The organism is Donghicola mangrovi (assembly GCF_013377535.1).
Taxonomy (GTDB): domain Bacteria; phylum Pseudomonadota; class Alphaproteobacteria; order Rhodobacterales; family Rhodobacteraceae; genus Donghicola; species Donghicola mangrovi.
In genome coordinates this window covers 15,623-29,485 of sequence record NZ_JABCJE010000005.1, presented here as the reverse complement: position 1 = coordinate 29,485, position 13,863 = coordinate 15,623, and the positions used below count along the sequence as shown (strand labels likewise).

The 13,863-nt window shown below is 61.9% G+C and carries 12 protein-coding genes; 4 read left to right on the top strand and 8 right to left on the bottom strand.

All coding sequences use genetic code 11. From position 1 onward, the window contains the following. Positions 1 to 5 precede the first annotated feature (5 nt). From pqqB to pqqE, 4 genes are read left to right on the top strand one after another with little or no spacing between them, the layout of a single operon-like run. Entirely contained in the window at positions 6 to 902 is an 897-nt protein-coding gene (gene pqqB, locus HJ536_RS11955) for a pyrroloquinoline quinone biosynthesis protein PqqB (RefSeq protein ID WP_177157890.1), read from the top strand. Beyond that, positions 899 to 1,651: a pyrroloquinoline-quinone synthase PqqC gene (pqqC, locus tag HJ536_RS11950; protein WP_177157889.1), complete on the top strand. Its 753-nt coding sequence runs from the start codon at positions 899 to 901 to the stop codon at positions 1,649 to 1,651. The genes pqqB and pqqC overlap by 4 nt, the downstream gene beginning before the upstream one ends. Further along, positions 1,648 to 1,926 (top strand): pyrroloquinoline quinone biosynthesis peptide chaperone PqqD, encoded by a 279-nt coding sequence (gene pqqD, locus HJ536_RS11945; RefSeq protein ID WP_177157888.1) that lies wholly within the window; start codon positions 1,648 to 1,650, stop codon positions 1,924 to 1,926. The genes pqqC and pqqD overlap by 4 nt, the downstream gene beginning before the upstream one ends. Next, entirely contained in the window at positions 1,923 to 3,008 is a 1,086-nt protein-coding gene (gene pqqE / locus HJ536_RS11940; RefSeq protein ID WP_177157887.1) for a pyrroloquinoline quinone biosynthesis protein PqqE, read from the top strand. The genes pqqD and pqqE overlap by 4 nt, the downstream gene beginning before the upstream one ends. 57 nt (positions 3,009 to 3,065) lie before the next feature. Here pqqE and HJ536_RS11935 read toward each other — a convergent pair whose 3' ends face one another. The 8 genes from HJ536_RS11935 to HJ536_RS11900 all read right to left on the bottom strand — a co-directional run bounded on the left by HJ536_RS11935 (position 3,066) and on the right by HJ536_RS11900 (position 13,787). Beyond that, positions 3,066 to 4,346: a hypothetical protein gene (locus HJ536_RS11935; RefSeq protein ID WP_177157886.1), complete on the bottom strand. Its 1,281-nt coding sequence runs from the start codon at positions 4,344 to 4,346 to the stop codon at positions 3,066 to 3,068. Between the two features lie 21 nt (positions 4,347 to 4,367). Then, a complete protein-coding gene (locus HJ536_RS11930; protein ID WP_177157885.1) occupies positions 4,368 to 6,743 on the bottom strand; it encodes a substrate-binding domain-containing protein in 2,376 nt (791 codons plus the stop codon). A 466-nt stretch (positions 6,744 to 7,209) separates the two neighbouring features. Further along, a complete protein-coding gene (locus HJ536_RS11925) occupies positions 7,210 to 8,454 on the bottom strand; it encodes a methyl-accepting chemotaxis protein (RefSeq protein ID WP_177157884.1) in 1,245 nt (414 codons plus the stop codon). Beyond that, positions 8,451 to 8,762, bottom strand: coding sequence for a hypothetical protein (locus tag HJ536_RS11920; RefSeq protein ID WP_177157883.1), 312 nt, complete (start codon positions 8,760 to 8,762; stop codon positions 8,451 to 8,453). The genes HJ536_RS11925 and HJ536_RS11920 overlap by 4 nt, the downstream gene beginning before the upstream one ends. Before the next feature lie 195 nt (positions 8,763 to 8,957). After that, the gene (locus HJ536_RS11915; protein WP_177157882.1) at positions 8,958 to 10,844 is read right to left on the bottom strand and encodes a bifunctional sugar phosphate isomerase/epimerase/4-hydroxyphenylpyruvate dioxygenase family protein; all 1,887 of its coding nucleotides are present in this window, start codon (positions 10,842 to 10,844) and stop codon (positions 8,958 to 8,960) included. Further along, positions 10,844 to 11,695, bottom strand: a complete 852-nt coding sequence (locus tag HJ536_RS11910) for a shikimate dehydrogenase family protein (protein ID WP_177157881.1) — start codon at positions 11,693 to 11,695, stop codon at positions 10,844 to 10,846. Before HJ536_RS11910 ends, HJ536_RS11915 begins: the two co-directional genes overlap by 1 nt. After that, positions 11,695 to 13,212, bottom strand: coding sequence for a tripartite tricarboxylate transporter permease (locus HJ536_RS11905; RefSeq protein WP_177157880.1), 1,518 nt, complete (start codon positions 13,210 to 13,212; stop codon positions 11,695 to 11,697). The genes HJ536_RS11910 and HJ536_RS11905 overlap by 1 nt, the downstream gene beginning before the upstream one ends. After that, positions 13,212 to 13,787, bottom strand: a complete 576-nt coding sequence (locus HJ536_RS11900) for a tripartite tricarboxylate transporter TctB family protein (protein ID WP_176854857.1) — start codon at positions 13,785 to 13,787, stop codon at positions 13,212 to 13,214. Before HJ536_RS11900 ends, HJ536_RS11905 begins: the two co-directional genes overlap by 1 nt. Positions 13,788 to 13,863 lie beyond the last annotated feature (76 nt).

Genomic DNA, 13,863 nt, shown 5'->3' with positions numbered 1-13,863 from the left:
GGCGTATGACACTTCGCGCGCGAATCCTGGGGGCGGCAGCCGGTGGCGGTCTCCCCCAATGGAACTGCGGGTGCGAGAATTGCAATCTCGCACGGGCGGGGCAAATCCCCTCCCAGACACAGAGCTCGGTCGCGTTCAGCGGCAATGGCTCGGATTGGGCGATCCTGAACGCCTCTCCTGACATTCGTGACCAGATGGCGCGCACGCCGGAACTGCACCCTACGGCCCTACGGGAATTGCCCTTGCGGTCGGTGATGGTGACCAACGGCGATATCGACCACGTGGCGGGCCTGCTGATCCTGCGCGAACAGCAACCGTTCAATCTGTTCGCCACGGCCGAAATCCACAGCGTTCTGGCTCAGAACCCCATCTTCGACGCCCTGCGCGCGAACATCGTGATCCGCAAGGAAATCGCCCTGAACACCCCCTTTGAACTGGCCCCTGACCTGACCGCGACCCTGTTCGCCGTTCCGGGCAAGGTGCCGCTTTATATGGAGGGCGAGGTCGTCCAGACCGACCTTGAGGGCGAGCAAACCGTCGGCGTTCACCTGCAGGCGGGCGGCAAGGATGCGTACTACATCCCCGGCTGCGCACTGGTGAAAGGCGATCTGGCGGATCGTCTGCGCGGCGCGGATATGGTGATGTTCGACGGCACCCTCTGGCAGGATAACGAGATGATCGACATGGGCCTGTCGCAGAAGACAGGGCAGCGCATGGGCCATATCTCGATGTCAGGGCCTGATGGGTCGATGGCCGCCTTCGCCGATCTGGATGTCTCTCGCAAAGTCTATGTCCACATGAACAACAGCAACCCAGTCCTGCGCCCTGACAGCGCCGAACGCGCCGAAGCCGAAGCAAACGGCTGGACCATCGGGCAGGACGGGATGGAGATCACCTTATGACCGCCAGCCGCGAGGAATTCGAAACCCGCCTGCGCCAGATCGGTGCCGACCGCTATCACGACAAGCACCCCTTTCATCACATGCTGCACGGCGGGGAATGCACCCCTGCGCAGGTGCGCGCGTGGGTGATCAACCGCTTTTATTATCAGGCCAGCATTCCGATGAAGGACGCCGCCTTTATGTCCCGCGTCGAGGACCCCGCCCTGCGCCGCGAATGGCGCAGCCGGATCGAGGATCACGACGGTCATGGCGAAAACGAAGGCGGCATCGAACGCTGGCTGCGTCTGGCCGATGCCGTGGGTCTGGACCGCGACTATGTGGCCAGCAAAAAGGGCGTTCTGCCTGCCACCAAATTCGCCGTCGATGCCTATGTCCGGTTCGTCCGCGAGAAGCCGTTGCTCGAGGCTGTAGCGGCGTCTTTGACGGAACTCTTTGCCCCGAAAATCCATGCCGACCGGATCAAGGGCCTGCTGGCGAACTACGATTTCGCCAATGATCGCAGCATGTCTTATTTCAAGCGCCGCCTTGATGAGGCACCCAAGGACGTGGCGTTCGGCCTGAAATACGTGCTCGACAACGCCGACACGAAGGAAAAGCAGGACGCCGCCGCCGCCGCGCTGGAATTCAAGACCGATGTGCTGTGGTCGCAATTGGATGCGCTCTATTCGGCCTATGTCGCGCCGGCCCGCATCCCGCCTGGTGGCTGGCAGCCCGGCACCTATGAATTGGACCTGCGAGCCAGCGCATGATCGCGCCCGACGCTGTCCCCTACTTGCCGCGCGGTGTGCGCCTGCACCGCGATCACGTGCGTGACCGCTGGGTGTTGCTCGCACCCGAGCGGACGATCAGCCTTGATATGATTGGCCACGCGATTATCACCGAACTGGACGGCTCTAGCGGGTTCGCGCAGATCGTGGACCGGCTGGCCGCGAAATACGACGCCCCTGCCGACCAGATCGCAGGCGACGTGCAACAGTTCCTCGGCCAACTGGCCGAGCGCCGCTTTCTGGAGGTGCGCGCATGAAGGTTCCCGCCCCTCTGGCCATGCTGGCCGAGCTGACCCACCGCTGCCCCCTGTCCTGTCCATATTGCTCGAACCCTGTCGAATTGGCGGCTCGTTCGGGCGAATTGACGACCGAGGAGTGGATATCGACGTTCAAACAGGCCGCTGATCTGGGTGTCCTGCAACTGCACCTGTCGGGCGGTGAACCCGCGACACGGCGCGACCTGACAGAACTGGTCAAGGGCGCGCGGGATGCGGGGCTGTACACCAACCTGATCACCTCGGGCATCGGTCTGACCGAGAAACGGATGCACGAGTTGGACGCGGCAGGGCTGGATCACATCCAGCTGTCGCTTCAGGGGACTGACGCCGAAATGGCCGACCGCATCGGCGGATATCGTGGCGGCTACGAGCGCAAAATGCAGGTGGCGGGCTGGATCAAGGACATCGGCTTCCCCCTGACCCTGAACGCTGTGCTGCACCGTCAGAACCTACACCAGCTGCCTCGTGCGTTGGAAATGGCCGTGGAAATGGGGGCCCGCCGGATCGAGGTCGCCATCGTTCAGTTCTACGGTTGGGCCATGCTGAACCGCAACGTCCTGATGCCCACCCGCGAGCAAGCCAAAGAGGCAGAGCGGATCGTGGCGCGGGCGCGCGAGGATCTGAAGGGCACGCTGGTCATCGACTTTGTCCCCGCCGATTACCACAGCGACTATCCCAAGCGGTGCATGGGCGGCTGGGGCACCACCGGTCTGAACATCGCGCCGGACGGGCAGGTTCTGCCCTGCCACGCGGCCCAGACGATCAAGCACCTGAAGTTCGAGAATGTGCGGGACAAACCGCTGGCCGACATCTGGTACCAGAGCGATGCGTTCAACACCTATCGAGGCACCGATTTCCTGCCCGAACCTTGCCAAAGCTGCGATCGCAAGAAGATCGATTTCGGCGGCTGCCGGTGTCAGGCTTTGGCGGTGGCAGGGGATGCCAGCGCGACCGATCCGGTCTGCGTGAAGTCCCCTTTCAACGACAAGATGCGCGCCTTGGCAGAGGATTTCTCGGCCGATGAGGCGGCGGAGATCACCTACCGGACTGCGGCTGGTTAACCCAGAAGCAGTCCAGAAACGAAAAGGGGCGGCACCTGATGGGCCGCCCCTGTTTCTTTACCAGAACGGGTGGATGTCATCCACGCGGCGGTAATATTGGCCGCTGTCCAAGGTGCTGCCACAGGCCGCCTTTTCAAAGGCAAAGCGGACCTTCTGGGGCCTTTCCGCACCGCCGAGCATCACACGGAAATCGGGGCCAGCCAGCGCACCATCGCCGCAGAATTCACCGGCGGGGGACATGCCGCGCGACACATCGCTAAGGACCACGGTGCCCATCCCTTGGGGGCCGCTGGATTGTAGGCTGTCGTACACCTCGAACCGGGTGGCATCGTCCGCGGCAGAGGTCACCACCATGCGGCCATGCTCGCCGAAGGCGGCGTCGGTACGATCCTTGTGGGGTGCGGTTTCGAACGCGTTGTAGGACACACCCGGCTCCAGCACATAGAGGTCGAGGTCAATCGGCTCGTCCCACGCCAGCACGACGCGGATGGTGCGCGCGGCCTCGGGCCAGTTCACTTCGTGATCAGTGCCGTCGGCGGTTTTGACCAAGGAGGTCGCCTCCAGCAGCGGCACTTGCAGGGCGGCGGAGCCGTCCTGAGCGGCGGTCGTGTGGAACTTGGCCTTCTGGTATTCCAGCGCCACAGGTTCGCCTGCGGTGCAGCCCGCGAAGGTGGCGGTCAGGATGCCGTCCACCACAGCCGCGTCAAAGCTGTTACCGCAGCCCGAGCTGGCCACAGGCGCAGCCGGTACGGGTTGTGCGGCCTGAATCGGTGCCTCGGTGCAGGGATAGGATTTTGGGGTCAGCGCCATCGACACAGGCTGGAACCCGACCATCATCTTCAGCCCGCTAAAGGTCTGACCACAGGGCATCGCCGCGCGCAGGGTGCGGTCCACCACAGTGAACTCGGGCTTGACCATCGCACCCTCGCGGGTGGTCAGGGTCAGACGCACCTGATCGGCACAGATCGGCGAGATGACCAGTTGGTGCTGGCCATCGGCTTCTTCAACCCCAGCGGTGCGGGGATCGTCACAAGAGGGCATCACAGCCGCAGGGGTTACCTCGGCCTCGGGGGCGGGAGCGACCGCCGGAGCCTGCGCCAAAGCGTCGGCATCCAGTTTCTGGCCGTCATACCCCTTGGGAAGGGCCAGACCGGCCCCTCCTTCGGTTTGGGTGATGGTGGGGACGGCTGCGGGTACGGGCAGTTCGGACTGCACATCAATCTGCACGGCCTGACGCATTTCGCTCAGGGTTGCAGCCTGTGCGCCCGTCTCTGCCAAACCCTGCTGCGCAAACACGCAGAGGGCCGCAATTCCGAACGAGTTAACAAAAGTACGCATAAAAATCCCCCTTTCGGCCCCTTAGCGGGAGACCCACACTTCGACGCGGCGGTTCTGATCGTATCCAGTCTCGTCATTACAGGCGACGGGCGCATCTTCGCCCACAGCCATGACCTTGATCTCGGGCTTCACGGTGCTTTGCGCCAGGAAGTTGTCCGCAACCGCCTGAGCGCGCTGCTGCGAAATCTGCAGGTTGATCTCGTAACCGCCGCGGTTGTCGGCAAAGCCCACGAACACCAGCTTGCGGCCCGCATTTTCCGGCTGCGCCATCCACTCGGCCAGACGGCCCATGTCATCGATCGAGCGCGCATCCAGATCGGACTTGCCGGTGATGAAGTGGAAGGTGGTGCTGAGACGTTCCATATCGCGCACGGTCAGCACGTAGTCGCGGACAACCGGCCCGTTCTGGTGTGCCATGAACTGGATGTTTGCCAGCGCATCGACTGCTTCCCAGCCCTTGCGGGTGCCAACCTCGAGGTTCACGAAGCCGGACTCTTCGACCTGTTTCTGACCTTCGGTAACCACGTAGTCGGTAAAGGACTTCACATCAACCGGATCAACCTTGGTGTTGGTGTACATGTACAGGCGGCGGGACAGGGGGTATTCTTCGGTCTTCACCGAGAAACCGGTCGGGCTGTGAACCGCGTCACACACTTTCAGCGGCAGGGCGCGGGCGTTGCGGACATAGGACAGACCGGTGAAGCCGATCGCGCCCTTCTCGGCGCGGACCGCGTCCGACAGGTTGGCGTTCGATTCAAACAGCTTGGCCGAGCCGACGATGGGCAGCTTGTTCATCACCAGCGATTCAAAGGTGTCGTAGGTGCCCGACTTGTCGTCACGGCTGTGGACCACGATGGGCAGGTCCTCACCACCCAGTTGCGACCAGTTGGTGATCTGGCCCGCAAAGATGGCGCGCAGCTGCTCGATGGTCAGTTCGCGGATCTGGTTGTCGGGGTGCACGATCACGGCCACACCGTCCAGACCAACGACCACTTCGCCCTTCTCGCCATCGGCAAGCGGATCTTCGTAGCCAGCGGTCAGCAGGTCGTTACGCTCTTCGTCCTTGATCCGGCGTGAGGCCATGGCGATGTCGGCGTTGCCTTCGATCATCGCGCGGAAGCCGGTCGAACTGCCATGGGCCGCCAGAGTGATCTCCTTGACGCCGCCGGGCAATTCGCCCTCGACCTCGACCGAGCGTTCGTTTTCTTCACCCAAAGCCCAAGCGCCCATTTCGGCGCCCTCTTTGGCAACCCAAGCCTCGAGCAGCGCGGGGGCCAACTGAGCGCCCACGGTGTTCGAGCCCTGCAAGCGCAGTGCTGTCGGTGCGACGCTGGCCACAACCTCGGGCTCAGCGGGGGTTTCGACCACGGTCTCTGCGACGGCCTCGGCAACCTGCTCGGCCACATTCGCGGCGGGCGCGGCTGCAACGGCGGGCGCTGCGTCACCGGGGCATCCTTCGGCGGGGCAGATGTCGGCGATGATGCTGCGGGGATAGGTGATCGGGCCGTACTGGGTGTCCACGTCGTAACGGCCGGGGGCGCTTTCCAGAACGCGGCCCTTCTGGCGCGAACCGTCGTGCAGCTTCAGCACCGCATCAACGCCTGCCTTCACACGGAAGTCGGTCGCGCTGAGCGGGATCAGGTCCACGTCGATGCGGTCCTTGAGCATCTGTTCCAGCTCGCCGCTGTCGCGGGCTTCGGTCAGGGCGGTGTTGAACTTGGTGATGATGTCCGCCGCGTTCGGGTAATCAAACGGGATCATCAGGTGCAGGGTTCGGCGCGCCAGATCGAAGTTGCTTTCGCGGACGGCGGCCACGTCATAATCGGCAAAGTTCAGGACAAAGCCCGCTTCGCTCTGATCGGCCAGAACAGCAAAGACTTCCTTGTTCGCCAGCTTCTGGAAGCAGGCGTTCATGTCGGGCGCGAAAACGCGGCTGAAGTCGCCCGCATCCACACGTAGCTGGAGCGAAGTCGCCAGATCGTAGCCCTCGGGGTAGCAGACATCTTTGCCCGCCAGATCATCCAGCGAGGACAGGCGCACATCGTTGGCATAGAGACGCTCGCCCACGGCCAGAACCGCGTCCGAGTAGCGGAACGATAGCGACCGCGCGAGGGTATAGTAGAACGGGAAGGTGCCCGCGTAGTCGGCCTTGCGCGCGCCCTCTTCGGCGTCGGTCCAGCTGGGGGCGAATTCCACCGCAGCGTTCAGACCGGCCTTATCCATGATGTGCTTGAACACCAGCGTGCCAACCCCGCCGTCAGGCAGTTCGCTGCCCGAAATCAGGCCGTAGGGCTGACTGGTGGCGAACGTCAGGCTGTCTTGCGCGACCGCAGAGGTCGAAGTCATCAGCGCGAACGCGACCGAGTACGCAAAGCCGGAGGAAATGGTCTTAAACATCAACTATCCTTTGAGCACTTTCGCCGAAAGGTCGCCCGAGCTTCGGACACACCTCCGCCAGCCGAAACACAATCATGAATTGCATTTCAGAATGACACAAGTTACCGAAATTTCAGGACTATCCCCCGACAAATCCCAATATTTATTACAAATTTATGACAGGAAAATCCTCTGATCCCTTAGCCAGAGCATGGCGGCACTTTTGTCGTTTGCAACCATAAAGTGCGATTATATTCCAAAATTGCTGATTTTGACTGCAGTTTAAAAATTCCGGTCAAGGTAACGAATTCCCCTAAGGGCCTAGCGCAAAATGGAAATTCCTCACGCGCCTTTTCACGGCTTCGTGAGGATTGCGGCACCTGTGCAACAATCTTTCAAGACCGCACCGGATAGCTTTGCCATTCGGAAAAGGAAAAGCGCCCAACCATGAGGCGGGCGCTTGGAAATTTGCAATGTAAGGGGTGAATCAGTCGACCAGAGACAGGGTCTTACGTTCGACCAAATTCTGCTTAACGTCGTCCTCAGAGATATTATCAATCTGAGAGATTGCGACGCTGACTTGGTTAAGACCAAGCGACTGCTGCTTGGCGTTTTCCGCGATCCCGCCCATCAGTTCTGTCAGCTCGGATACCGCTTCCAGGATCTGGGTCAGGGCCTCGCCGGTTTCGCCGACCAGGTCCACGCCCTCGGCCACTTGCTCGGACGAGGTGGTAACCAGATTGCGGATTTGCTGGCTGGCATCGGCCGAGCGTTGGGCCAGTTTGCGGACCTCTTGGGCAACCACTGCAAAGCCGCGGCCTGCCTCGCCTGCGCGGGCGGATTCAACGGCGGCGTTGAGGGCCAGCAGGTCGGTCTGACGGGCGATCTCGTCGATGACGGTCACGATGGTGTCGATCTGGGCTGACGAGACCTTGATCGCGTTCATGGCGTCCATAGCGCGGTGCACGACCGAGCCCGAGCGTTCCGCATGATTGCGGGCCTGAGCCACGACGCTCTGCGCGTTGCTGGCGTTCTCGGCGGCCGAGCTGGCTGCGGCGGAAATCTCTTCGACGGCAACGGCGGCTTTCTGGCCTTCTTTGCGGGTGCGGGCGGCGACTTCCAGTGCCTGCTCGCGGGCGGTTTCTGCCGCGACCTGCGCTTCTTCGGCTGCGGCGGCAGAACGGCTGAGTTCTTCGCGACCGTTCAGGATAGCGGCTTCGGCTTTGTCAGACTGGTGCATCGACCAGAACAGGACCGCAGCTTCAAAGACCACGATCACAGCGTGGAAGACAACGCGGCCCAGAGCATCCAGCACATCTACGCTAGGAAAGACGAGCGACGGCGCCAACAGGCCGAAGGCAAGGTGGTGCACTGCAGTAACCGCAACAGTGACCAGAAGGGCGGGCTTGCTGCCCATGGTCGCAACAATTGCCAGAACGGCAAAGAAGATCATGTGCGCGTCGATCTGCCAGGGGTGGCCTGCAAACGCAGAGACAAGCGCCGCAGCACAACCCGTCAGAACCACGCCAAGGACGACGGCTTGCGACTTGAGCGCCACGCGGTTCGACAGGAACGCAACAGCCATCAGCACGCCGGCGACAACGATTTCTGCGATGAAATTGCCACCTACGATGAACGCCGCGATTGGGGAAAGGGGCGCCATACCCATCGCGATCAGACGGGTCATCGCAATCGCATTCGCCTTGGTGGGAGAGAGTTCTGCAGTACTCATTTGGATGTTTCCGTTGCGCATAGGAAGGGAAATTTATTCGGGTCGAGCAAAAACCAAGCGCCGGCGTCTTTGAAGGCAGCCGGTGTCGCATCAGTTGCAACCACAGCAAGCGGCGCGTTGGAGGGGCCAACGACGGAACCACCAGCTGCGGCGACAACGGCCTCGGGGCCGCCATGCCAAGGTGGGGCTACCACGAGGACCAGATCCGCATCATCAGGCACCGCAGCCACGGCAACGCTCGCCAGTTCTGCAAACAGAATGGCGATCAGTCCAAGAGCTATGAGGGGCGCAGGATGAAGGTTTCGCATCTAGTTTGTTTACTGCACGCGACAAGCCGATCAATCGGGTCCCGACTTATGCGCCGCCCCGTGATCCGATTGGGTTAATCCCGACCGTCGATAGTGGCGTTCGGATATCCCCGTTCGTGTGCACCCCCCTGTTTACAAAGAAAAATGCAGGCACCACGGGGGCACCTGCATCAAGGTTCTGACAGTCAGAGGGGATTAGTTGCGCGGCATATCCTTGGCGCGGGCCAGCCGTTTCTGGGCCGCGATCCGCATCGGAGCGTTCGGAGCCCCGTATCCGGCGTATCCGGCGCGGCGCTCCAGCACCTCGACAAACAGGCCGCCGGGAATCGATTGGCTGTAAATCTGGAAGAACTCTCCTTGATCGTCGCGATCATAGAGGATGTTCAGCTCCTTCATCTGGGCCAGTTGCTCGGCGGGCAGATCGAAGCGCGCCGCGAGGTCGTCGTAGTAGTTCCCCGAGATCGGCAGCGACGCGAACCCACGATCCGCCAGTTTGCGCGCGGTGGCAAAGATGTCGTCCGTGGCCATCGCAATGTGCTGGACTGGCGCGCCAAAGCTGTCGGCGAGGAACGCGCCCGCCAGCGTGCGGTGGGTTTCCGCGCCGTTCAGAGTGATGCGGAACTTGCCGGACTTGGCCTCCATCGCGCGAGAACGGACCAGACCGTCAGGGTCGGTCACGTCGAACATCGGCGACTGCTTCATGTCAAAGAGCGAGGTGTAGAACAGCGACCACGACAACATGTCGTCATAGGTCATGGTCTGCGCCACATGGTCCACGCGCTGCAGGCCAACGCCGGTGGTGTCGGCCTCGACGGGGGCGAATTCGGTTTCCCAGACGGGGGCCAGCTTTTCCGACTGATCGAGGAAGTGCAGCAGGCTGCCCCCCAGACCGCGGATCACCGGAATGTCGATCTGCCCTTCCGACAAAGGCTGCGAGAACATGGTCGCCCCCAGCGCCTTGGCGCGGGTCACGGTGTCGGCGGCCGAGCCAACGTCCAGACCGAAATCACACACACATGTGCCGTGCATGTTATAGGCCGAGCCCGCGAAATCGTGGGGCTGCTCGTTGATGATCACGCGGATATCGCCCTGCTGCCAGAGCGCGACCTTCTTGTCGACGTGCTGACCGGTCTTGGCAAAGCCCAGAACCTCGAGCTGTTTGCGCAGCTTCTCGGCGTCGTCCCCGCGCGAGGCGAACTCGATAAACGAAGTGCCGGTGACCTCGACCTTGGGGGGCAGGTTCGGCAGGGGCATCGCGACTTCGGGCTCATTGCGGCGCACGTCGTCCATCAGGTTGATCAGCGAGCGATAGCCATCGCGGGCCACGGTGCGCGGGTTGCCCTGACGGAACTGGTCGTTGAAGATTTCCAGACTGACAGGACCGTTGTAACCGGTCGCCACGACGGCGCGCATAAAGTCGGTGACGGCCAGATCGCCCTCGCCGGGCATGTTGCGGAAGTGGCGGGACCAGTACAGCAGGTCCATCTCGATCATCGGCGCATCGGCCAGCTGGACAAAGAAGATCTTGTCCCCGGGGATGCGGCGGATGGTGTTCGGGTCGATCTTGCGTCCCAAGGTGTGGAAGCTGTCCACGATCAGGCCGATGTTCGGATGATCCGCACGGCGCACGATTTCCCATGCATCGCGGTGGTCGTTCACGTGGGTGCCCCACGCCAGCGCCTCGTAACCGACGCGGATACCGCGCTTGGCGGCCCGTTCACCCAGTTCGGCGAAATCCTCGGCCGCGCGGTCGATGCCGCCCAAGGCCTGCGGATGCACGGACGAACAGAACAGCACCAGATCGGTACCCAGTTCCTGCATCAGGTCAAACTTGCGTTCGGCGCGGTCAAAGGCCTTGGTGCGCAGAGCGCCGGGCAGGCCTTCGAAGTCGCGGAAGGGTTGGAAAAGCGCAATCTCCAGCCCGTGGTCGCGGACAATGCGCCCCACATCGCGCGGGGTGCCCTCGTCCGCGATAAAGTCCTGTTCGAAAATCTCGATCGCCGAGAAGCCTGCGGCGGCGATTGCTTCGAGCTTTTCGCGCAGGTTGCCAGAGACCGATACGGTGGCGATCGAGGTCTTCATTAGTAGGTCCTTTCGGTCATGAGTTCCGCGCGGAGGGCCGCTTCGTCCAGAGGTGCACCACAGAAGAATTTCCACGCGTGCACCCCTTGGAAGAAGAACAGCTCCCACCCCGAAATGATGTCGAGGCCGTTGGCCTTGGCGTCGGTCAGGAACTGGGTGTTCGGCGGGGTATAAACCGCATCGAACGCCCAAGCCGCACCGGCCATCGCCCATTCCGCCAGCGGGGTGCCGTCATAGCCGACCATGCCCACGGGGGTGCAGTTCACGATGCCCTGCGCGCCATCGGCCAAGGCTTCGGCGTTCGAGCCGCAGATGACTTTGACTTCGGGCGCGGTTTTGCGGACGTCGGCGGCCAGAGCTTCGGCTTTGGCCGCGTCGCGGTCCACCAGACGCAGTTCAGTGCAGCCCAGACCAACCAGACCAAAGGCAATCGCCCGCCCCACTCCGCCTGTGCCGATCATCAGGACCGCACCAGCGGCACGATCCCCCCGCACGTTCCGGTAGGCCGACATAAAGCCCGAGTAATCGGTGTTGTGGCCCTTGGGGGTGCCCTCGCCAAAGATCACGGTGTTGACGGCGCCGATGCCACGCACCAGCGGATCGTCCACTTGCAGAAACTTGGTCACGTATTCCTTGTAGGGATAGGTGACGTTGATCCCGCGGTAACCGTTGTCTTTGGCGTATTGGAACACGCCGTCAAAGTCCTGTTCCATCTCGCGGGGGACCAGACGCAGATAGCTGACGTCCATCCCGTTCTGCTCGCCTGCGATCTTGTGCAGAAGAGGCGAGCGCGAGGCGGCAATGTTATCACCGATCAGGCCAAGCTGAAGAGAAGCGGGCAGGTCTTGCATTACGATGCACTCCGGTTGCTACGGCCAAAGATCATCTCTTTGCCTTTGGTCCACAGCGGGGTTTGCGACACGAAAATCAGCACCACGGCAACGAACAGCACGGTCGAGAGGGGGCTGGAGAAGAGCCCGCCAAAGAAGCGGCCCAGATCCTCGCGTTCCGAAATGATGGCACGGCGCCAGTTGTCGTCCAGAAGGCGGCTTAGGATCACACCCAGAATGACCGGCCCCAAGGGGTAGCCATAGTGGCGCATAAAGTAGCCGAACACACCGAAGCCAAGCATCCAGTAGACATCGTTGATCGAGTTGTTCACCGCATAGGCACCCACGATCGACAGCATCATGATCAGCGGGATCAGGAAGGCGCGCGGGATTTCCACGATCTTGGTGAACAGCTTGATACCAGTCAGGCCGAACAGCAACATGAAGAAGTTCGCAGCCACCAGTGTACCAACGATGAACCAGAACATGTGCGGCTGATCGATCATCAGCATCGGGCCGGGGTTCAGGCCGTGGATATAGAGCGCACCGATCATGATCGCGGTCACCGCGTCACCGGGGATACCCAGTGTCATCATCGGGATAAAGGCACCGCCAACCGCCGCGTTGTTCGCGGTTTCGGGGGCAACCAGACCTTCGATCGCGCCGTCGCCGAACTTGCGCTCGGGGTTCTTGGTGACGCGTTTTGCGTGGTCATAGGCCATCAGCGCCGCGATATCGCCACCGGTCCCGGGCAGAGCGCCGATGATCACACCGATGGTCGAGGTCTGCAGCGACAGCGGGAGGTGCTTCTTGATGGTGTTGAACGAGGGGACGATGCGGTCGATCTTTTGGCGGACGGCCGGCAGGTCGATGTTGTGAAGCTGCAGCAGTGCCTCGGACACACCGAACATACCGATCATGACGGCGATGAACGAAATGCCTTGGGTCAGCAGCGGGATGTCAAAGGTGAAACGCTCGGTAAAGGTCAGCGGGTCCATGCCCACAGCGCCGATCCCGATGCCCAGAGCCCCCGAGAAGATGCCTTTGACCAGCGAACCGGACGAGAGCGAGCCCACCAGCAAAATGCCCAGAACGGCCAGCAGCATGTAGTCGCGCGGCTGGAATTTCAGCGCAAAGTCGGACACCAGCGGCGCGGCCAGTGCCAGCACGCCAATCCCGATAAAGCCGCCAAAGAACGACATCACGGTGGTCACGCCGATGGCGGTGCCCGCCTCGCCGCGTTGGGCCATGGGGTAGCCATCCATCGCGGTCGCAATCGCCGAGGGCGCGCCGGGAATGTTCAGCAGGATCGCCGTCCGCGAGCCGCCATAAACGCCGCCCATATAGATGCCGATCATCAAAGAGATCGCGGGCAGAACGTCCCAAGAAAAGGTAAACGAAATCAGGATCGAGACGGCCATCGTGACCGACAGACCGGGGATGGCGCCGATATACACGCCCGCAAAGGTCCCCAGACCGACCAGCAGGAACAGCTCGGGATTCAGAATGACCTGAAAGAAATCATGGAAAGCCCCCATTATTTCGCTCCTGCTTGGACAAGGCTACGGAAGAACTGGATGAACTCGGACTCGGGCACGATGCCCGCGGGCAACAGAACCGTGAACACGATCCGGAACACCAACCAGATCAGAGCAAGGCTGCCGAGCGCTACAGCAAATGTGTAGGGCCAGCTGCGACGGGCCATGATCTTCATCGAGATGATCAGGAAAACAGCAGCGGTGGGCAGGAAACCAACGGGTTTCAGCGCGATGCCAAAGCCGACCAGCAGCACGAACATCACCAGCACGATCATCGGCAGGATGTCTTTGGCAAGCGTTTCACCGGCGACCTTCTGCAGGCCGATGGTGCGTACCAGAGTGATCACCGAGGTCACCAGCATCACAGCCGCGGTCGCCATCGGGATTGCCCCCGGCGAAGACAGCGCGTCGAAACCGGCGATGCCATAGGCATTCCACAGCAGCGCGGCGCTGCCTGCGGTCATCAGACCTGCGAATACCAATTCTCCGGGGCGTCTTTGGTCGGCATAACCACCGGGGGTGGCGTCTGACGTACCGTCGTGGTGATCTGCGTCACCGCGAAATTCGGGGTCCATGGCTTCCTCCATCAGCCTCTGGGCAAGGCGGGTCCGCCTTGCGGAACGGTTGACGCCGCCCATCAACGGACGAGCG